The organism is Nocardia aegles (genome assembly GCF_052545135.1).
The window spans coordinates 696,557-719,403 of sequence record NZ_JBQWRI010000002.1 but is presented as its reverse complement, the minus strand read 5'-3'; the positions used below and the strand labels follow the sequence as shown (position 1 = coordinate 719,403).

2 protein-coding genes and 1 pseudogene are annotated in these 22,847 nt (G+C 72.0%); all 3 read left to right on the top strand.

What is annotated here, in order from left to right:
- Positions 1–10: 10 nt before the first annotated feature.
- Positions 11–7,654 (top strand): annotated as a pseudogene (locus ACT89H_RS08425) (type I polyketide synthase); the annotation flags it as partial.
- Between the two features lie 121 nt (positions 7,655–7,775).
- Entirely contained in the window at positions 7,776–16,445 is an 8,670-nt protein-coding gene (locus ACT89H_RS08420) for an SDR family NAD(P)-dependent oxidoreductase (protein WP_445107950.1), read from the top strand.
- Between the two features lie 6 nt (positions 16,446–16,451).
- The gene (locus ACT89H_RS08415; RefSeq protein WP_445107949.1) at positions 16,452–22,826 is read left to right on the top strand and encodes a type I polyketide synthase; all 6,375 of its coding nucleotides are present in this window, start codon (positions 16,452–16,454) and stop codon (positions 22,824–22,826) included.
- Positions 22,827–22,847 lie beyond the last annotated feature (21 nt).

The window sequence follows — 22,847 nt, the reverse complement described above, 5'->3', positions numbered from 1 at the left end:
AGGGAAATAGATGCCTGTCGCCGACAAGGAAGACGATGTGCCCGCTTTTTCTCCGATAGCGGTGGTGGGACTCGCGTGCCGATTGCCCGGCGCCCGCGATCCGGAGGCGTTCTGGAAACTCCTGGCGGGCGCGGGAAATGCCATCGGAGCACCGGCACCCGCCCGCGTGGGAGGTGACACTCGCCTGGAAGGGCTGATCGGCGGATTCCTGGACCGGGTCGACGAGTTCGACGCCGACTTCTTCGGGATCGCCCCGCGCGAGGCGGCCGCTATCGACCCGCAACAGCGACTGCTGCTCGAATTGGCCTGGGAGGCGACCGAAGACGCCGGGATCCCGATGTCGGCACTGCGTGGCAGCGACACCGCCGTCTTCGCGGCCGCGATGGCCGCCGACTACGCCGGGCTCGTCCAGGAGGCCGGGGACGCTGCCGTCACCCGGCACACGCTGACCGGAATCAGCCGCGCCATGCTGGCCAACCGGCTCTCCTACACCTTCGGCCTGCGCGGAGCCAGTCTCACTGTCGACTCCGCGCAGTCCTCCGGGCTCGCGGCCGTGCACGCGGCCTGCGCCTGCCTCGGCAGCGGTGACTCCGCGACCGCGTTCGTGGCCGCGGCCAATCTGAACCTCGCCCACACCGGCGCGCTCATCGCCGAACGCTTCGGCGGGGTGTCGCCCAGCGGGCGCGCCTCGGTCTTCGACGCGGACGCCGACGGCTACGTGCGCGGCGAGGGTGCGGTGGTCCTGCTGCTGAAGCCGCTGGACCGCGCTCTCGCCGACCGTGACCGGATCCACGCGGTGATCCGGTCGACCGCACTCAACAACGACGGCGCGAGCCCCGCGCCAACCGTGCCGACCGCCGCCGCGCAGGCCGAGGTCATCGAGCGGGCGTTGCGACGAGCGCGACTGCGGGCAGGTGACATCCAATACGTCGAACTGCACGGCACGGGCACCAAGGTCGGCGATCCGATCGAGGCCGAAGCGCTCGGCCGCGTATTCGGGCGGCACCGGGATCCCGGCGACCCGCTGCTCGTCGGCTCGGTGAAGGCGAATATCGGACACCTCGAGGGGGCCGCCGGTCTGGCCGGACTGCTCAAGGCGATCCTCAGCGTGCGGAATCGGAGGATTCCCGCCGTGCTGCACCACGACCGGCCCCACCCCGCTGTCGATCCGGCGGGCCGGAACCTGCGCGTCGTCACGGCCACCGAGCCGTGGCCGCACGCGGACCGGCCACTGCTCGCCGGAGTCAGTTCCTTCGGTATGGGCGGCACCAACGCCCACGTCGTCATCGAACAGCCCCCCGCGCCGATCGGCGGCGACCGGTCGTCGGCCGAGACCGGCGTGGTCACACCGTTCGTGGTGTCGGCGGCCACGCCCGGTGCGCTGGCGGCGCGGGCGGCGCAATTGGCCGCGTTCGTCGCCGACGAGAACCCGGAACCCGCCGCTGTCGCCTCCGCGCTCGTGCGCCACCGCAGCACCCTTGGACAACGGGCGGTCGTGCTGGCGAGTGATCACGACGGCCTGGTCGCGGGGCTGCGCGGACTCGCCGACGGGCGGGTGACGCCGGCGGTCGTGCGCGGTTCCGGTCCGGCCGACGGCTCGATCGGCGTGGTGTTCGGGGGACAGGGGAGTCAACGCGTCGGTGCGGGATCGCAGCTGTACGAGCGCTTTCCGGTGTTCCGGGCCGCCTTCGACGAGGCAACGGCCGCACTGGACCGGGAATTGAGCGGCACCGTCGCGTATCCGGTGCGGGACGTGGCCTTCGGTGCGCCGGGAACGGAGGGGCTGCTCGACACCACGGTGTACACGCAGTCGGTGGTCTTCGCGGTGGAGACCGCCCTGTTCCGGTTGATCCGATCGTGGGGGATCGAAGTCGCCGTGGTAGCCGGGCATTCCATCGGCGGGATCGTCGCCGCCCAGATCGCCGGTGCGCTGTCCTCGGCGCAGGCGGCGCGGCTGGTGGCGGCGCGGGGACGGCTCATGGCGGCGCGGGCCCCCGGTGGCGTGATGATCGCGATCGAGGCCACCGAGGACGAAGTCGCCGCGGCGATCGGTGCGTCCACCGATGTCGGTGTCGCCGCGGTCAACGGTCCGCGTGCGGTGGTCGTCTCCGGGGGCGAGGCGGCCGTGACCGCGGTGGCCGACGCGCTCGCAGCCGGTGGACGCCGCACCAGACGACTGTCCGTCTCGAACGCCTTCCATTCCGCGCACATGGATCCGGTGCTCGCGGAATTCGAGGACGTCGTCGCCGGGTTGTCCTTCGCTGTCCCGGACGGCCCCGTCGTCGTCTCGGATTCGACCGGCGGCGTATTGAGCTACGCGGAACTGTCCGACCCCGCGTATTGGGGGCGTCACCTGCGTGGCACCGTCCGCTTCGCCGACGCCGTGCGCACCATGCGCGCACTCGGCGTCACCCGGTTCCTGGAACTGAGCGCCGACGCCGTGCTGACCCCCATGGTCTCCGCGGTCCTCGACCAGGACAACTCCGTCGTCGTCACCAGCGCACTGCGCGCCCGCCGCGACGAGATCACCACCGTGCTGTCGGCCGCCGGGACACTCTTCGCGAACGGCGCGACACTCGACTGGTCGACGATAGTTCCGCCCGCTCCCCGAATTCCGCTTCCCACCTACCCGTTCCAGCGCCGACGCCACTGGATCACCGCACCCGGAACAGACGCTCAGCCAGTCGCGGGTGCCCGCCGCGCCGCGCGTATCGCTGCGGCAGAGGCTGCCGCGGGCGGTGCGGGCACTCGATCCGCGGAGATCACGACCCAGGCTGAGCGCACGGGCAACGGTGGACTCGCGGGCTCGTCCGTCCAGTCGGGGCAGGGCGTTTCTGCGACCGAAGACGCGGCGATGGGGGATACGGTCGTGGGCGAGGTGTCGATCGTGGCGGCGGTGCGCGAGGCGTCGTCCACGGTGCTGGGCTACGGGGATCCGGCGGAGTTGGATCCGCGGCGCACGTTCAAGGAACTCGGGCTCGACTCGCTCGGTGCCACTGAACTGGCGGCGACCCTGACCCGGGCGCTCGGGGTCCGGGTCGCGGCGACGGCGATCTACGACTTTCCCACTCCGGACGCGCTGATCGCCCATCTCGGGCAACGGCGGACGGGTACGGCGTCCGCCGAGGTGAACGCGGGAAGTGCGGGTGCCGATGTCGGGGAGCCGATCGCGATCGTCGCGGTGAGTGGCCGTTTTCCCGGTGGGATCGACAGTCCGGAGCGGCTGTGGGATCTGGTCGTGGCGGGCGGTGACGCGATCGGTGACTTCCCGGAGGATCGGGGCTGGGATCTGGCCGGTCTGCACGATCCGACCGGGGCGAGATCCGGTAGCAGCTACTCGCGCTGCGGCGGATTTCTCAGCGAGGCAGGGCATTTCGATGCAGCGTTCTTCGGGATCGCACCCCGCGAGGCCGCCGCCATGGATCCGCAGCAGCGTGTGGTGCTCGAGACCTCGTGGGAGCTGTTCGAGCGCGCGGGCATTGTGCCGGACTCGCTGTCGGGCAGCCGCACCGCCGTCTATATCGGGGCGACACCCCAGGAGTACGGGCCTCGGCTGCATCAGATGTCCGACGGCGCGCAGGGGTACGGACTGACCGGAGTCGCGCCGAGCGTGGTGTCCGGGCGCGTGGCCTACACCTTCGGGCTGGCGGGGCCCGCGGTCACGATCGACACCGCCTGCTCGTCGTCGCTGGTGGCGGTGCATCTCGCGGTGCGGGCACTACGGTCGGGCGAAGCGGATCTCGCGGTGGCGGGCGGTGTCACGGTGATGGCCAACCCCGGCATGTTCACCGAGTTCTCCCGGCAGCGTGGCCTGGCCCCGGACGGGCGGTGCAAGGCGTTCGCGGCGGACGCCGACGGTACCGGCTGGTCGGAGGCGGTGAGTCTGGTGCTGGTGGAACGTCTGTCGGACGCGCGGCGGCACGGCCACGACGTGCTCGCGGTCATCCGCGGATCCGCGGTGAACCAGGACGGCGCCTCCAACGGTCTCACGGCGCCCAACGGTCCCGCCCAGCAGCGCGTCATCCGCGCCGCGCTGGCCGACGCCGGCCTGCGCCCCGAGGACGTGGACCTGATCGAGGCGCACGGCACCGGCACCGCACTCGGTGACCCGATCGAAGCGCAGGCCCTGCTGGCCACGTACGGGCAGGATCGCGCCGAGCCGGCGTGGCTCGGATCGCTGAAGTCCAACATCGGGCACACCCAGGCGGCCGCCGGAACCGCGGGCCTGACCAAATCGGTACTGGCGCTGCGCAATCACCGGATGCCGGCGACCTTGCACGCGGGTAATCCGTCCCGCCACGTCGACTGGAGCGCGGGTGCGGTCGAACTGCTGTCGGAGGCCCGCCCGTGGCCTCGCACCGAGCGCCCCCGCCGAGCCGCCGTGTCCTCCTTCGGCATCAGCGGCACCAATGCGCACGTGATCATCGAAGAGGCTCCGTCCGTGGCCGCCGAACCGAGTGCGGCAACCGATCCGGGTGCGTCGCCGGAGCCGGACGGTACGAGCGCGCGGACCGGCTCGGACGTGACCCTTCCTTTCGTCGTATCGGGAACGTCTGCGGCGGCGGTGCGTGCTCAGGCACGGCGGTTGGCGGAGCACATCCAGAGTCGGTCACTCGACCCGGCGGCGGTCGCGTCGTCCTTGATCCGGACCAGGACGGTGTTCGGGGTGCGGGCTGTCGTCACGGCGGCGGACCGGCGTGAGCTGGCCGAGGGACTCACCGCGGTGGCCGAGGGACGTTCGACGCCCGGGGACACGACGTCGACGGAGGGCCGGGTCGCGGTGATCTTCGGCGGTCAGGGCAGTCAGCGAGCTGGTGCGGGACGTGAGCTGTACCAGCGCTTTCCGGTGTTCCGTGCCGCGTTCGACCGGGCGACGCAACTGCTGGACCGGCACCTCGAAGGTGTGGCGGACTACCCGATTCGGGACGTCGCGTTCGGGGTTCCCGGCACCGAGGGACTCATCGATTCGACCGTGTACACCCAGCCGGTGGTGTTCGCGCTCGAGACGGCGTTGTACCGGCTGATCCAGTCGTGGGGGATCGACGCCGCCGTCGTGGCGGGTCATTCCATCGGCGGGGTGGTCGCCGCGCACGTCGCGGGAGCGCTGTCGCCGGCGGACGCGGCGCGTCTGGTCGCGGCGCGGGGGCGGTTGATGGGGTCGCTTCCGGCCGGCGGCGCGATGATCGCCGTGGAGGCCAGCGAAAGCGCGGTGCACGAGGTCATCTCGCAGCACGATCGCGCCGATATCGCGATCGCGGCGGTGAACGGGCCGCGCTCGGTGGTGATCTCGGGTGCGGAGGCGTCCGTAACGGAGGTCGCGGACGCGATCGCGCGTGCGGGCGGCCGGACCAAGCGGCTGGCGGTGTCCCACGCGTTCCACTCGCCGCTCATGGACCCGATACTGACCGAATTCGAGCGGCTGGTCGGCGAATCGGAGTTCGGCGCGACCACGACCGCCGTCGTCTCGGACGCCACCGGCAGATCCGCGACCGATGCCGAACTGGCCGATCCGCGGTATTGGGTGCGTCATCTGCGCGGCACTGTCCGGTTCGCCGACACCGTCCGCACGATCCGGGATTCCGGTGCCGCGCTGATCCTGGAACTCGGCGCGGACGCCGTCCTGACACCGATGGCCTGGGCCACCCTGGAGGAGCACGATCCGTCGGGCACGGCGGTGTGCGTGCCCGGTCTGCGCGCGGGGCACTCCGAGGTCGCGAGTCTGCTGCGCGCGGCCGCGACCCTGTTCACCCACGGCGGGTCGGTGGACTGGGCGGCCATTGTGCCGCGGATGCCCCGCGTCGACCTGCCCACCTACGCCTTCCGGCGCGAGCGGTACTGGATCGCGGCGCCGGAGGTCGCGCGGCCCGCCGACCGCACCGAGGACAGCTGGTTCTGGGAGCGCGTCCGGGACCGCGACGCCGGCGCACTTGCCGCCGAACTGGGCGTGGACGCCGCCCAGTTGCCCGCGATCCTGCCCGCACTCGACGCCTGGCAGGTGCGCAACCAGCGCGCCGCCCGCCTGGACTCCTGGATCCACCACGTGCGGTGGCGACCGCATCGCCCCACGGGTGCGGCGCCACGCCCCGGCGAGCGCTGGCTGCTCATCGTCCCGGCGGACGGCGCAGCGGACCCGTGGGCCGCCGCGATCGGCCGCGCACTCGAGCGGTCGGGTGCGACAGCGGAAACGCTGCGTATCGACCCGACCGCAGCAGGATTGCCGACCGACGGCCGCCACGATCACACGAAGGTGCTCTCGCTGCTCGCCCTGACACCACAGCGACCCGACGCTGCCGAGATACCCGTGGCCGCGGTCGCACTGGCGCGTGCCGTCGGCGGTACGGGAGCCGACTACTGGGTGCTCACCTCCGGAGCGGTCGCCGCGACCCGCGATGACGCCGTCCGCGCTCCGGATCAGCACTGGCACTGGTCCTTCACCGCCGCGGCCGCCGCCGAGGGCACGGTGCGGACCGGTGGGCTGCTCGACCTGCCACCCGAACCCGCAGACGGTCCGGCCGCGCGGGTCGTCGACGCCATCGCCGGCGCCGGCTCCGAGCGCGAATTCGCCGTGCGCGGCGACGAGACGAGAGTGCGGCGGCTGGTTGCGGGCCGGCCACGGCGGCCCACCGGCGGCACGTGGCGGCCCACCGGCACGGTCTTGATCACCGGCGGCACCGGCGCGCTCGGTGCCCGGGTGGCCCGGCGGTTGGCGCGCAACGGAGTTCGCGACCTGTTGCTGGTCAGCAGGCGAGGCGAGACGGCGCCGGGCGCCGCCGACCTGATCGCCGAACTCACCGCACTCGGCGCGCGTCCCGTGGTGGCGGCCGTCGATATCGGCGATCGTGTCGCGGTGGCCGCGCTGCTGGCCGCTGTCCCGGCGGACCGACCGCTGACCGATGTGGTGCACACCGCCGCGGTTCTCGACGACGCCGTCGTGGACGGACTGGACGGAGACCGGCTCCGTCGCGTACACCGGGTCAAGGTCGACGGGGCGCGAAACCTGCACGAACTCACCGCCCACCTCCCGCTGGCGTCGTTCGTGCTGTTCTCCTCGATCACCGGGACGATCACCGCACCCGGCCAGGCGAACTACGGCCCCGGCAACGCCTACCTCGACGCGCTGGCGCGACACCGTCGATCCCTGGGCCTTACCGCGACCTCCGTTGCCTGGGGGCACTGGGACGGACCCGGAATAGCCGGTGCCGGAACGGATCTGCGTCGCGGCGGCCTACGACCGATGGATCCCGAACTCGCATTGGACGCGCTCGAGCGCGCGGTCGGCGACGACGAGACGCATCTCGTGGTCGCCGATATGGACTGGGCCGTGGCGGCCCGCGGTGTCCACTCGGCGCTGCTTTCCGAACTGGTGGACACCGGGGACACCGCCGAACCCCAGCCGGCACTCGCCGACCATATCTCGGGTCTCGATCCCGCCGCAGCCCGGCGCTACGTCACCGATGTCGTCCGTACCGAAGTGGCCGCCGCCCTCGGCCACAGCGCACCGGATACCGTCGCCGACGACCGCAGCCTGCGCGACCAGGGGCTCACCTCGCTGTCGGCGGTGGAACTGCGCAACCGTCTGCGGGAGGCGACCGCACTCGATCTGCCCGCGACGGTGGTCTTCGACCATCCGACGGTGCGGGAACTGGCGGAGCTCATCGTGGCCGAATCGCATCCATCCGCACCCAGCGCCCTGGACATCCTGTTGAGCGATCTCGAGCGCGTCGCTGCGGCACTCGCGGATCCGGCGGTCTCGGCTCGGGAACGAGCCCTCGTCGATGAACGGCTGCGGCGCCTGCTGGACCGGTCGCGGGCATCCGGCGACACCGCGCCACCCGCCACGGAACTGTCCAGAACCTCCGACGAGGACCTCATCGGCTTCATCAGTTCCGAGCTCGGCATCTCCTGACCTGTCCGCGCTGTACCGGGCGTACCCGAAAGGCATTGCCATGAACGATCATGCGAACGACGAGACGTTGCGGCGCCTGCTGCGCCGAGTCAGCGAGGAGCTGTACAAGACACGTGCCGAGCTGCGGGAGGTCACCGAGGCCGGGCACGAGCCCATCGCCGTACTCGCCGCCGGATGCCGGTTCCCCGGTGCCGATTCACCCGAGGAGTTCTGGGATCTGCTCGTCTCGGGCCGGGAAGCGCTGAGCGACTTCCCCAGCGACCGGGGATGGGACACCGCCGCCCTCTACCACCCGGACCCCGATCACCTGGGCACCTCTTATACCCGGCGCGGCGGATTCCTCGACGGCGCCGCGGATTTCGATCCCGACTTCTTCGGTATCTCCCGCCGTGAGGCCCTGGCCATGGACCCGCAGCAACGTCTGCTGCTGCACACCACCTGGGAGGCGTTCGAATACGCGGGAATCGATCCGCGCACGGTGCGCGGCACCAGGACCGGGGTGTACATGGGCACCAACGGCCAGACCTACGTCACCGGACCCGGATATGTCCCCGCCACCGTCGAGGGCTATCTGGTCACCGGGACCGCGGCCAGTGTGCTCTCGGGCCGGCTGGCCTACACCTTCGGCTTCGAGGGGCCCGCGCTCACCGTGGACACCGCCTGCTCCTCGTCGCTGGTGGCGCTGCACCTCGCGGTGCGCGCACTGCGAGCGGGTGAGGTCGACTTGGCCGTCGTAGGCGGCGCGACGGTGATGTCGACACCGGAGATCTTCGTGGAGTTCTCGCGTCAGCGCGGACTGTCCGCCGACGGCCGGTGCAAGGCATTCGGCGCGGGCGCCGACGGTACGGGATGGGCCGAGGGCGCGGGCGTCGTCCTGGTGGAGCGCCTGTCGGACGCGGTGCGGCTGGGTCACCCGATCGCCGCCGTGGTGCGCGGGACCGCCGTGAACCAGGACGGCGCGTCCAACGGCCTGACCGCGCCGAACGGCCCGGCCCAGCAGCGGGTGATCCGGCAGGCGCTGACCGATGCCGGACTGACGGCCTCGGAGATCGACGCGGTCGAGGCGCACGGCACCGGCACCGCGCTCGGTGACCCGATCGAGGCGCAGGCCCTGCTGGCGACCTACGGCCAGGACCGGACCGAACCGTTGTGGCTGGGTTCGGTGAAATCCAATATCGGGCACACCCAGGCCGCCGCCGGGATCGCCGGGGTGATCAAGACCGTGCTCGCGCTGCGGCACGCGCACCTGCCGCCCACCCTGCAGGTGGCGGAGCCCTCGCCGCTGGTGGATTGGGCGTCGGGTCGTATCGGACTGCTCGTGCGGGGACGTGCCTGGCCGGAGGCCGGGCGCCCGCGTCGGGCCGCGGTGTCCGCATTCGGGGTCTCGGGGACGAACGCGCACGTGATCCTCGAGCAGGCTCCGGACATCGAGGCGACAGCATCCGATCCGGTGCACGAACCAGGTGCGGCATTGCCGTTCCTGGTGTCCGGGGCGACACCGGAGGCGCTGCGCGCACAGGCGGAACGGCTCGAGACCTTCGTGGAGCACACTGCGGCGCAACCGGTGTCGATCGCATCGTCCACGGTGCGTGCGCGCGCGGTGTTCGGCACGCGTGCGGTCGTTGTCGCGGGAGATCGCGGCGCACTGTCGACCGGGTTGCGGGCGCTCGCCGGGGGGAACGCAGATCCCGGCGTCGTCACCGCACCCGAGACCAGTACTACACCTACGGTGGGCGTCGTCTTCGGCGGTCAGGGTAGTCAGCGCGTCGGCGCGGGCGCGGCCCTGTACGCGCGGTTCCCTCGGTTCCGGTCCGCCTTCGACGCGGCGGTGGAGCTGCTCGACCGGTATCTGGGTGACGCGGTGGCCTTCTCGGTCCGCGACGTCGCGTTCGGTGCTGCGGGCACCGAGGGGTTGATCGACTCCACCGTGTACACCCAGGCGGTGATCTTCGCCGTCGAGGTCGGACTGTACCGGCTGGTCGAGTCGTGGAACGTCGAGATCGCCGCTGTGACAGGGCATTCCATCGGCGGTGTGGTCGCCGCCCACGTCGCGGGCGTGCTCTCCCTCGACGACGCGGCCCGGCTGGTGGCCGCGCGTGGGAGGCTCATGGGCGCGTTGCCCGCCGGTGGCGTGATGGTGGCGATCGAGGCCACCGAATCCGAGGTCGCCGCCGCGCTGACGGAGGCGGCGGTGCGGGCGCGCGTCGCGATCGCGGCGGTGAACGCGCCACGCTCGACGGTGCTCTCGGGTGTCGAGGCCGACGTGCTCGCCGTCGCGGCCCGGCTGTCGGCGGCGGGCAGACGGGTCAAGCGACTCGCGGTCTCGCACGGATTCCATTCGCCCGCCATGGATCCGGTGCTCGCGCAGATCCGCGCGGTGGCCGCCGAGCTGACCTGCACCGCGCCGTCGGGGCCCGTGCTGGTCTCGGACGCGACGGGTGCGGTGGTGACGGACGTGGAGCTGGCCGATCCGGACTACTGGGCGCGGCATCTGCGCGGCACGGTGCGCTTCATCGACGCGGTGCGCACACTGCGTGACACCGGTGTCGGTGTCTTCGTCGAACTCGGCTCGGACGCGGTGCTGACACCGATGGTGTCGGCCGCGTTCGAGGACGACGACGCGGTGGCCGCGGTCCCCGCGCTGCGCAGAGGAGGCGACGAGGCGGCGACCCTGCTGGCGGCGATGGCCGCGATCTTCGTGCGCGGCGGCCACGTCGGCTGGCCGCTGATCGTGCCGCAGGCCCCGCCCGCCGAACTGCCCACCTACGCCTTCCGGACCGAGCGGTTCTGGACCGCGGTCGAAGCCGTGCCCTCCGGTGCCGGCCCGCGCGAGGGCGGACATCCGCTGCTGGACGTTCCGGTCGTCCTCGCCGACGGCGATCTCGCCGTCGCCTCGGGCCGTATCGGTGTGGCGACGCATCCCTGGCTCGCCGAGCACGTCATCGGAGACGAGATTCTGGTGCCCGGCACCGCGCTCGTGGAGATGATCGTGCACCTCGGTGACGCCGTCGCCGCCCCCGTGATCGAGGAACTCGTCATCGAGTCGCCATTGGTCCTGCGGCCGGACGCGATCGTCGACGTGCGCGCCGCCGCCCGCGGGACCGACGGCGGATTCGATGTGGAGATCCACGCCCGCGAATCCACGCGGGCAGACGCGCCATGGATACGGTACGCGGTCGGCCGGATCATCGCCGAGGACGCCCCCGTGGTGGCGGCGTCGCACACCACCTGGCCGCCGCTGGAGGCCACCGCGTTCGACACCGCGAACGCCTACGAGCGGCTGCGTGCGAGTGGACTGGCCTACGGTCCGCTGTTCCAGGGGCTGGCCGCTTTCTGGCGCGCCGGAGACGAGATCTTCGCCGAAGTCGCGCTGCCGGACGCGGCACGGACGGGGACGGAATCGTTCGCGGTGCACCCGGCGCTGCTCGACGCCGCATTGCATCCTTTCCCGCTGGCGACTGATCCCGCAACGCCGCGAATTCCGTTCGCGTGGAATGGAGTTCGAGTACACGCCAGCGGAGCCACCGCACTCAGGGTCACCTTTACCGTCACCGGGGACGGAATCACCGGCCTGTCCGCGACCGACGGCTCGGGCTCACCGGTGCTGACGGTCGACGCCCTGGCCCTGCGCGCGGCGACCGCGCACAGGGCGACACGCCACGACGACCTGTTCGAGGTGACCTGGGTCGAACACCGCCCGGCCGGCGCCACCCCGGTCGAGACCCGCACCTGGATGGCGGATCCGGCAGCGGAATCCGCTGTGCACGAGGCGCTCACGGTACTGCGCACCGCCGACGCCGGCGATCCGCTGATCGTGCGCACCCGTAACGCGATCGCCGTCCTCGACACCGATCGGCCCGATCCGGCGACCGCGCCGATCTGGGGCCTGGCCCGCGTCGTGATCACCGAACGTCGCGGCGCGGTCATCCTGGTCGACACCGATGACAGCCCCGGCTCCGCCGCCGTTCTCGATCGCGCCGTCGCCGCCGCGGTCGCCGCCGGTGAGACCCAGATCGCCGTGCGAGAAGGCCGGGCGTATGTGCCGCGTCTGACTCGCTCCAGCGAAACGGCGACTCCGCGCGCGTGGGACCGCGAGGGCACGGTGCTGGTGACCGGCGGCACGGGAGGGCTCGGCGCGCTGCTCGTCCGTCATCTGGTGACCCGGCACGATGTGCGGCACCTCCTGCTGGTCAGCCGCAGCGGTTCGGCGGCCCCCGGCGCCGACGAACTCGTCACCGAACTGCGTGCCCTCGGTGCGCATGTCCTGGTCGTATCCGCCGATATCGCCGATCGCGACGCGGCGGCCCGCGTCCTGGCCGCGGTGCCCACCGCCCATCCGCTGACCGCGATCGTGCACACCGCGGGCATCGTCGACGACGGCGTCCTCGAATCGGTCACCCCGGACCGGCTCGACGCCGTTCTCGCGCCCAAACTCGGCGGGGCTCGCAACCTGCACGAGCTCACCCTGGACCACGATCTGGCCGCGTTCGTGCTGTATTCGTCGGTGGCCGGACTGCTCGGCACCGCCGGACAGGCCGCCTACGCCGCCGCGAACGCCGGACTCGACGCGCTGGCGGCGCTGCGGCGCGCCGACGGCCGGGCGGCGACCTCGCTGGCCTGGGGACTGTGGTCCGAATCCACCGGCGTGACAGCCCATCTCACCGACACCGATCGTGCCCGGCTCGCCCGGCAAGGAGTCCGTGCGCTGGAAACCGACCACGCGCTCGAGCTGTTCGACGCCGCGGTATTTCATCGGGACCGGGCACTATTGGCTCCCGCGCCGCTGGACCCGGCGGCATTCACCGGAGACGGCACCGACACCCCGGTGCTCTTACGCGACCTGGTGCGGCCGAGCCGACGTCGTGCCGCGCCGGGCGTCGACGCCGCGCCGGGACTCGCCGTTCGTCTCGCCGGATTGTCCGCCGACGCTCGGGACGCACATCTGCTCGACCTGGTGCGCAAGGAGGTCGCCGCGGCCCTCGATCATCCCGATCCGGCGAGCATCCGCGGCGATCGAGGACTGTCCGAACTGGGACTGGACTCGCTCACCGCCGTCGACCTGCGCAACCGGCTCGCCGTGGCCTCGGGCCTGCGCCTGCCCGCCACCCTCACCTTCGATCACCCGACGCCCGCCGCGATCGCCGACCTCCTGCTCACCCGCCTGCTCGGGGCGGACACCGCGACACCGGTGGCGGTGCGCGGTGTCGCGGCGACCGACGATCCGATCGTCATCATCGGTGTGGCGCTGCGGCTTCCCGGCGGCATCGAAAGTCCGGAAGGCCTGTGGCGACTGCTGGAGAACGGCGGCGACGCGATCGGTGACTTCCCCGGCGACCGGGGCTGGGATCTGGCGGCACTCTACGACGAGGATCCCGAACGACCTGGCACCTCCTACACCAGGCACGGCGGATTCCTCACCGCCGCCGCGGAGTTCGACGCCGGGCTGTTCGGCATCTCGCCGCGCGAGGCACTGGCCACCGACCCGCAACAGCGCCTGCTGCTGGAAACCGCGTGGGAGGCGCTGGAACGGGCAGGCATCGATCCGACCTCGTTGCGGGGCAGCAGGACCGGAGTCTTCGCCGGAACCATGTACCACGACTACGCCCCGCACATCCAGGACGCGCCCGCCGATCTGGAGGGCTATCTGGTGAACGGCAGCGCGGGCAGTATCGCCAGCGGACGTATCGCCTACACCTTCGGATTCGAAGGCCCGGCCATCAGTGTCGACACCGCCTGCTCGTCGTCGCTGGTCGCCCTGCACCTCGCGGCGCAGTCGCTGCGATCGGGCGAGAGCGATCTGGCACTGGCCGGCGGCGTCGCCGTCATGTCCAGTCCCGCGACCTTCGTCGAATTCTCCCGGCAGCGCGCACTGTCGCCGGACGGGCGCTGCAAGGCGTTCGCCGCCGCCGCGGACGGGACCGGCTGGGGTGAGGGCGTCAGCATGCTGGTCGTCGAACGACTATCGGACGCACGGCATTTCGGACATCCTGTACTCGCGGTGGTCCGCGGGTCGGCCGTCAACCAGGACGGGGCATCGAGCGGACTGACCGCGCCGAACGGCCCCGCCCAGCAGCGCGTCATCCGGCAGGCACTGGCCAACGCCGGACTCACGGCCGCCGAGGTCGACGTGGTCGAAGCGCACGGCACCGGCACCACCCTCGGCGATCCGATCGAAGCGCAGGCGCTGATCGCGACCTACGGTGCCGAGCACACCCCCGAAAGGCCGCTGTGGCTGGGATCGCTCAAATCCAACGTCGGCCACACCCAGGCAGCCGCGGGCGGCGCGGGCATCATCAAAATGCTCCTGGCCCTGCGTAATCGGCTGCTGCCGAAAACGCTGCACGTCGACGCGCCCACCCCGCACGTCGACTGGTCGGCGGGCACCGTACGCCTGCTGACCGATGCCCGGCCCTGGGAGCCCGCCGCGACGCCCCGGCGCGCGGGAGTGTCCTCCTTCGGCGTGAGCGGCACCAACGCCCATGTCATCCTCGAGGAACCACCGATCGAGCACCCGGCACCGGTCGCGGTCGGCGGGTCGGCACCGGGTGCGGTCGACGGGTCGGCACCGGCCGCGGCGGGAGATCCCGCGCCGCACGCGGCTGACGAATCGGCACCGTACCCGGCCGGTGGCTCGGTGCCTCGACCGTCGGTGCCGCTCGCCGCGGCACCCGTCCCATGGGTGCTGTCGGCGCACAGCCCTGCCGCGCTGCGCGGGCAAGCGGTGGCGCTGGCGTCATATCTGCAGACCCGTCCGGACCTGGACGCCGCCGACATCGCGCGCACCCTGGTGCAGAGCCGGGCCGAACTGTCCGAACGCGCCGTGGTGGTGGGCGCCGACGACGCCGCACTGCGCGAAGGATTGAACGCTGTGGCCACGGGCGCGCCGCTGCCCGATCACGTGGTGCGCGGGAGCGCGGACGTGGCGGGCAAGACCGTGTTCGTCTTCCCGGGGCAGGGTGGTCAGTGGCATGCGATGGCGGCCGAGTTGTACCGGACAGCACCGGTTTTCGCGCGGCGGCTGACCGAGTGCGCGGCGGCGCTCGCATCGTTCGTCGACTGGTCGCCGTTGGACGTGCTGCTCGGCGCGGGCGAGGTCGACCTCGAACGCGTCGACGTGGTGCAGCCCGCGCTGTGGGCGGTGATGGTGGCGCTGGCGGAGCTGTGGCGGGCCAACGGGGTGCGACCGGACGCGGTGATCGGTCATTCGCAAGGCGAGATCGCGGCGGCCGTGGTCGCCGGCGCACTGTCGGTGCACGACGGCGCGCGCGTGGTCGCCCTGCGGAGCAAGGCCATCGCCGCCGCGGCCGTGCCGGGCGCCATGGCGGCGGTCGCCCTGTCCGCCGAGGCGGCCGAGAACCTGGTGCGGGACACCGGCGGACGTGTCTCGGTGGGCGTGGTGAACTCCCCGACGTCGGTGGTGCTGTCCGGCGATGTCGACGCCGTCGAGCAATTGCTCGTCCGCCTCGACGAGTCCGGGGTGCGCAACCGCAGGGTGGCGGTGGACTACGCCTCCCACTCGGCGGGGGTCGACGCCCTGCGGGCCGAACTCGCCGAGGTACTCGCCCCGCTTCGGCCGGGCCCGGCCGATATCGCCATCCTGTCGACGGTGACCGAGGACTGGGTCGACGGCGAGGCGCTCACCGCGGACTACTGGTTCGAGAACCTGCGCGGCACCGTCCGTTTCGAGGCCGCGACACGCGCGCTCATCGAGCAGGGATACCGGTCGTTTGTCGAGGTCGCTCCGCATCCGCTGCTGTCGGCCGCCATCGAGGAGACCGCCGAAGCCGTCGACGCGCCGTCCATCGCGGTCATCGGCACCCTGCGCCGCGACGACGGCGGTCCGCGCCGGTTCACCCTCGCGCTGGGTGCCGCCCACGTGCGCGGCGTCCCGGTCGACTGGACGGTCGCACTGGCGGGGCGCGGTCGGCGCATCGAGTTGCCGACCTACGCCTTCCAGCGCACCCGATACTGGATCGACGCGGATCGCTCGGGCTCTCGGCGCGAGGACCGGGGCGGACGCGACCCGGTGGTCGTCGCCGAATCCACGCCGACGCCGGTGCTGCGTTTCGACGGTCTCGACCGAGTCGCGCGGCGCGCCGCCGTGCTCGAGCTGGTGCGCGGTGAGACGGCGGCCGTGCTCAAACACGCCGGCGGAGACGAAATCAATTCGACCAAGGCCTTCCGCGAACTCGGCCTGGATTCGCTGACCGCCGTCGACCTGCGCAACCGGTTGCGTGCCGCGACCGGGCTGGCGCTGCCCGCGACGCTGATCTTCGACCATCCTTCCCCGGAGGCGGTGGCCGACTACGTGGTGTCCACTCTGCCCGACGACGCGTCGAGCGCACCTGTGCAGGTCGACGACGTCCTGCGCTCCCTCGAGGATTCGCTGACGGCGGTCGCCACGGGCGACGCGAACGACGCGCTCGCCGAGCGGTTGCGCGCCCTCGCCGACCGCCTCGCGGGTGGCGGCGCCGACGCTTCCCTCGACCTCGACTCGGCTTCCGACGACGACTTGTTCGACTTGGTAGACAGGAACTGAACCGATATGGCCACCGAAGCCAAACTCCGTGAATACCTGAAGCGTTCGATCGCCAAGGAACAACGACTCCAGCAGCGCGTCGATGACCTGCGGGCCAGAGCGCACGAACCGATCGCCATCATCGGCACGGCATGCCTGCTGCCCGGCGGTGTCGACACACCGGAGCAACTGTGGCAGCTGGTCGCCGACGGCCGTGACGCGGTCGGCGACTTCCCGGCCGACCGGGGCTGGGATCTGGCCGCGCTCTACGATCCCGACCCCGACCGGCCCGGCACTTCCTACACCCGGCAGGGCGGATTCCTCGACACCGCCGCCGATTTCGATCCGGACTTCTTCGGCATCTCCCATCGCGAGGCGCTGTCGATGGACCCGCAGCAGCGTCTGCTGCTGCGCACCGCGTGGGAGGCCTTCGAACGCGCGGGCCTGGATCCGAACGCCTACCGAGGCAGCCGGACCGGTGTGTACGCCGGATTGGCGGGCCACGACTACGGTTCCCGCCTCGACCCCGTCCCCGAGGATCTCGAGGGATATCTGGCGATCAACAATCTCGGCAGTGTGGTGTCCGGGCGCATCGCCTACACGTTCGGTTTCGAGGGCCCCGCCGTCACCGTGGACACCGCGTGCTCGTCATCGCTGGTCGCGCTCCATCTGGCGGTGCGCGCACTGCGCGGCGGCGAGGTGGATCTCGCGGTCGCGGGCGGTGCGTCGGTGATGGCGACGCCCATCGGGTTCACCGAGTTCTCGCGGCAGCGCGGACTCGCCGTCGACGGCCGGTGCAAGGCGTTCGCGGCGGGCGCGGACGGCACCGGATGGGCCGAGGGCGTCGGCGTCGTCCTGGTCGAGCGCCTGTCGGACGCCGAACGGTACGGCCACGAGGTGCTCGCGGTGGTCCGCGGTTCGGCGATCAACCAGGACGGTGCGTCGAACGGCCTGACCGCGCCGAACGGCCCCGCCCAGCAACGCGTCATCCTCGCCGCGCTGGCCGATGCCGGACTCGGTGTCGGTGACGTCGACGCCGTGGAGGCACACGGCACCGGCACCGTGCTCGGCGATCCCATCGAGGCGCAGGCCATCCTGGCCACCTACGGCGCACGCACGGACGGCGAACCACTGCGACTCGGCTCGCTCAAGTCCAACATCGGCCACGCCCAGGCCGCCGCCGGCGTGGCAGGCGTCATCAAGACCGTCGAGTCCCTCAGGCGCGGCCGTCTCGCCAGATCCCTGCATCTGGACGCTCCCTCCCCCCTCGTCGACTGGGACTCCGGCCGTGTCGAACTACTCACCGACGAACAACCCTGGCCGGAAACCGGCCGCCCGCGCCGCGCGGGCGTCTCGGCCTTCGGCGTCTCGGGCACCAACGCCCACGTCATCCTCGAACAGGCTCCGAACCCGACGCATGCCCATGGCATCGGGAACGGCACGCCCGACGGCTACAACACCGGCAGCGGTGTCGCCGAGGACGGGCATGGTGCTGTCACGGGCGGCACGGTGACCAGCGGCGCTGCCGGAAACGGCGTTGCCGGGAATGGAGTCGCTGAACGTCGTGCCGATGGAACCGGTGCCGCGGACGGCCCCGGCGCTGTCGGAAGCGGGGTGCATGGGAGCAGTGCGGCCGGAACTGGCGTGGTCACGGATGACGCCGTTGCGCGCGAGGTCCTGCCGTTCGTGATCTCCGGTCGCACACCGGAAGCGTTGCGGGCCCAAGCCGCGCGCCTGGAGGAACATCTCGCGACGACGCGGGACGAGGATCTGCGATCTGTGGCGTCCGCACTGGTCCGAGACCGCGTAGTTTTCGACACGCGCGGCGTCGTGCTGGCCGTGGACCGTGCGGGTGTGCGCACGGCGCTGTCCGCCATCGCCGACGGGACCACCGCTTCCGGCGCCGTGGTGGGCGATCCGGGTGCCGGAGGTGGGGTCGCGGCGGTCTTCGCGGGACAGGGGAGTCAGCGTGCCGGTGCGGGAGCCGACCTGTACCGCCGATTCCCGGTGTTCCGTGCGGCATTCGACGCGGCGGTCACGGCACTCGACGAGTACCTAGGTGCGGCCGTCGACTTCTCGGTCCGCGAGGTCGCGTTCGGGGCGCCCGGAACCGACGGGCTCATCGACGCGACCGTGTACACGCAGGCGGTGGTGTTCGCGGTCGAGACCGCCGTGTTCCGGCTGTTGCGCTCCTGGGGTATCGAATTCGGCACGGTGGTCGGACATTCCATCGGCGGTGTGGTGGCCGCGCATGTGGCGGGGGTGCTGTCGCTCGACGACGCGGCCCGGCTGGTGGCGGCCCGCGGACGTCTGATGGGCAGCCTGCCTGCGGGCGGGGCGATGGTGGCGGTGGAAGCCGAGGAGACCGAGGTCCGTGCGGTCATCGACCGCGCGGGCTCGGTGGTCGACGTGGCCGCGGTGAACGGGCCGCGCGCCGTGGTCGTTTCGGGCGCGGAACAGGCCGTGCTCGAGATCGCCGCGACGCTGACCGCGGCCGGACGGCGCACCAAACGCCTCACCGTCTCGCACGCCTTCCATTCGGTGCTGATGGACCCGGTACTGGCCGAATTCGAGAGTGTGGTGGCCGAAATAGATTTCGCGCAGCCGGCTGGGACCGTCGTGGTCTCGGACTCGACCGGCGCCGTCGCGACCGGCGCGGAACTGGCCGATCCGAGCTATTGGACCCGGCATCTGCGCGGCACCGTGCGATTCGCCGACGCGGTGCGGACCACCAGAGACCTCGGCGCGGCGTTCTTCGTCGAGATCGGCGCGGACGCGACACTCGCGCCAGCGATCTCGGCGACCGTGGACGCCGCCGCCGTCACCGCGACACTGCGCGACGGCCGCGACGAGTTCGCGGCCGTCCTCACCGCCGCCGCGACCGTGTTCACCCACGGCGGGCACGTCGACTGGAGTGCCGTGGTGCCGCGGGCGCCGCGCGTCGCATTGCCCACCTACGCCTTCGCGCGACAGCGGTTCTGGGCCTCGCCCAGCGCCGCCCGCCCCGGTACCGCCGGACTCGGCGTCGGTGTCGTCACCCATCCGCTGCTCGGCGCGACGGTGACGCTGGCGGCCGACGGAAGCACCGTGCTCACCGGCAGGCTGTCGTTGCGCACCCACGGGTGGCTGGCCGATCACGCGGTCCTCGGCACCGTCATCGTGCCGGGCACCGCCCTGCTGGAACTGGCTGCGCGGGCGGGCGAGGAGGTCGGCGCGCGCGAGATCGGCGAACTGATTGTCGAGGCGCCGCTGGTTCTCGGTGACGACCCCGTCGACATCCAGGTGACCGTGTCCGCCGACGCGTCCGGTGAACGCGAGATCGGCATCCACTCCCGTCCCGCGACCGCGACCGACGCCGGGTGGATTCGGCACGCCGTCGCCGTGGTCGGCGACCGAATCATCGCCCCCGCTTTCGATCTCGCGGTCTGGCCGCCCGACGGCGCCGAATCGGTCGACGTGGACGACCTCTACCCGGCGCTGCGGGAGACCGGCCTGCACTACGGTCCCGCCTTTCGCGGCGTCCGCCGAGCCTGGGTACGCGACGACGAATTGTTCGTCGAGGTCGAACTGCCCGAATCGGAGGCAGTGAACGCCACGAACTTCGCGATTCATCCCGCGCTCCTCGACGCCGCTGTCCACCTGCCCGCACTACGCGCGCTCGCCGAGATCCCGCCCGGCCACAACCGGCTGCCTTTCGCGTGGAACGGCGTGCACCTCCACGCCGAGGGTGCGGCCGCACTGCGGGTCAGGATCGCGTCCGCCGGACCGGATACGGTGGCGCTGTATGCCGCCGACACCACGGGCGCACCCGTGCTGACCATCGAGGGGCTGGTCGCCCGCCGGGTATCGGCCGAGCAATTGCAGTCCGCGCGTGCGCAATCACGCGACGCGCTGTTCGAACAGGTCTGGGTAGCGGCGGGAGTTCCTGGTGCGGCCCTCGCAACCTGGACCGTACTCGCCGATCCGGCCACCGACCTACCGGACCGGCTGCGGGTCCTCGGGCACCGGGCCGACCGCGTCCCGGATGTCGCGACCTTGGCGGCGGCCGTCGCGGCGGGTGGGAGCGCGCCCGAGGCCGTCCTGCTACCCTGCGACAGTCTCGACGCGCTGGTGCCGACACTGCGGCGCTGGCTGGCCGAACCCGCGCTGGAACAGATCCGGCTGGTCGTGCTGACCAGCAACGCCATCGCGGTCGACGACGACGAGACCCTGGGGGACGGCGCGGCGATCTGGGGTCTGGTGCGCTCGGTGCAGGCCGAACAGCCCGATCGTGTGCTGCTCGCCGATATCGATGACACCGAGGAATCGCTGTCTGCGTTGGCGTCACTCGTGGCCGCCGCCGAGGACGGCGACACCCAGACCGCCCTGCGCGGCGGCCGGGTGGTCGTGCCCCGGCTGACGCGCTCGACCCCGTCAGCTCGGACCGATGCCGTCCCGTGGAGCCGGGAGGGCACCGTCCTGATCACCGGCGGACTCGGTGGACTCGGCTCGGAGATCGCCCGGCATCTGGTGTCCGCGCACGGTGTCCGGCATCTGCTGCTGCTCGGCCGCCGCGGCATCGAAACCCCCGGCGCGGCCGAACTCGTCGCCGACCTCGCGGCTGCGGGCGCGTCCGCCGAGGTGGCGGCCGTCGATGTCGGCGACCGGACCCAGCTGGCCGGCGTACTCGCACGCATTCCCGGCTCGCGTCCGCTGGCCGGTGTCGTGCACGCCGCCGCCGCGGTCGACGACGGACTGTTCGACTCGCTCACGCCCGAACGGCTCGCGGCCGTCCTCGCGCCGAAGAGCGTGGGCGCGCGGAATCTGCACGAGCTCACCGCGACCTCGGACACTGTCACGCATTTCGTGCTGTTCTCCTCGGTCTCCGCGCTGCTCGGCGGGCCCGGCCAGTCCGCGTACACCGCCGCGAATGCCGACCTCGACGCAGTGGCCGCCCGCCGCCGCGCCGCAGGGCTGCCCGCGGTGTCGGTGTCGTGGGGTCTGTGGGAACGCGCGAGCGGCACGACGGCGCATCTCGGGGCCGCCGACCGGGCCAGGATCGCGCGCGGCGGCCTGCGCCCGCTGCCCACCTCGGTCGCACTCACCCTGTTCGACGCCGCCGTGGACGCGGATCGGGCCGTCGTCGTCGCCGCGCGATTCGATACGCGCGCACTTTCGGCGCGTGCCGAGTCCGAGCGAATCGCGCCAGTGCTGAAGACGCTGATCCCCGCGCGCCGTCGCGGTGCGGCGGCGGCCGGCGGTCAGCGCTCGGTGCTCGACGGTCTCGCCGGACGTGACGAGGCCGAACGGCATCGGCTGTTGCTCGGCATCGTGCGCACCGAAGTCGCTGCGGCACTGGCGCATCCGGATCCCGACGGTATCGCAGCCGACCGCGCGCTCGTCGAGTTCGGTCTCGACTCGCTCAGCGCCGTCGAGCTGCGCAATGGCCTGGGCCGGGCCACCGGACGGCGCCTGCCCGCGACATTGACCTTCGACCATCCCACCCCCGAGGCGATCGCGGCCTACCTCGCGACCCTGGTCGAGGCCGGCCCCGTGAACGTGGCGATCGACGGCCCGGGCCCGACCGGACTCGCGGCGATCCACCGCCGCATGCACGAGAGCGGTAAACACGCCGAGGCCGCGCGGCTGCTGATCGCCTCCTCCCACGTCCGGGTGACCTTCCCGGTGGAGGACCGCAAACGCCATGCCATCGAACCGATCCGGCTGACCTCGGGGCCCGCCGACACCGTCGTCGTGGCGTTCCCGGCGTTGAGCGCGATCTCCGGACCGCACGAATACTCCAGGATGGCACGGGAGTTCCGGGACGAGCGGGACTTCTACGTGGTGCCGTGGCCGGGATTCACCGCGGGCGGCGACGAATTGCCCGATTCGGTAACCACCCTGGTGCGTCTCGGCATCGACGGTCTGCGCGCCGTGGTCGGCGATCGGCCGTTCGTGGTATTGGGCCGTTCGATGGGCGGATGCGCCGCCCACGCGGTCACCGTCGCGCTGGAACAGGAAGGTCTCGCCCCGCGGGGAATGCTGCTGGTGGACAGCTATCCCATCGACGCGGCCGCCCAACCCGGCATGGAATGGTGGATCGGGTCGATGATCACCGGCATGCTCGACCGGGTCGACCGCTTCGATCTGGCGGTCCAGGACGAACGCCTCACCACCATGGGCACCTACAACCGGCTGTTCGAGCAGTGGCGGCCCGAGCCGGTGCGCACGCCGATCCATTTGCTGCGCGCCACCACGCCACTGCCGGGGACCACGGTCGACGGTCCGCGGGACTGGCGCGCGTACTGGCCGCAGCCGCACAGTGTCGCCGATATCCCCGGCGATCACTTCACCGCGCTGGAGCAGGACGGTCCCACCACGGCCGCGGCCGTGCGCGCGTGGCTGCGGGCCCTGGAGTCCTGACCGACGAGAACGCCGCGCCGC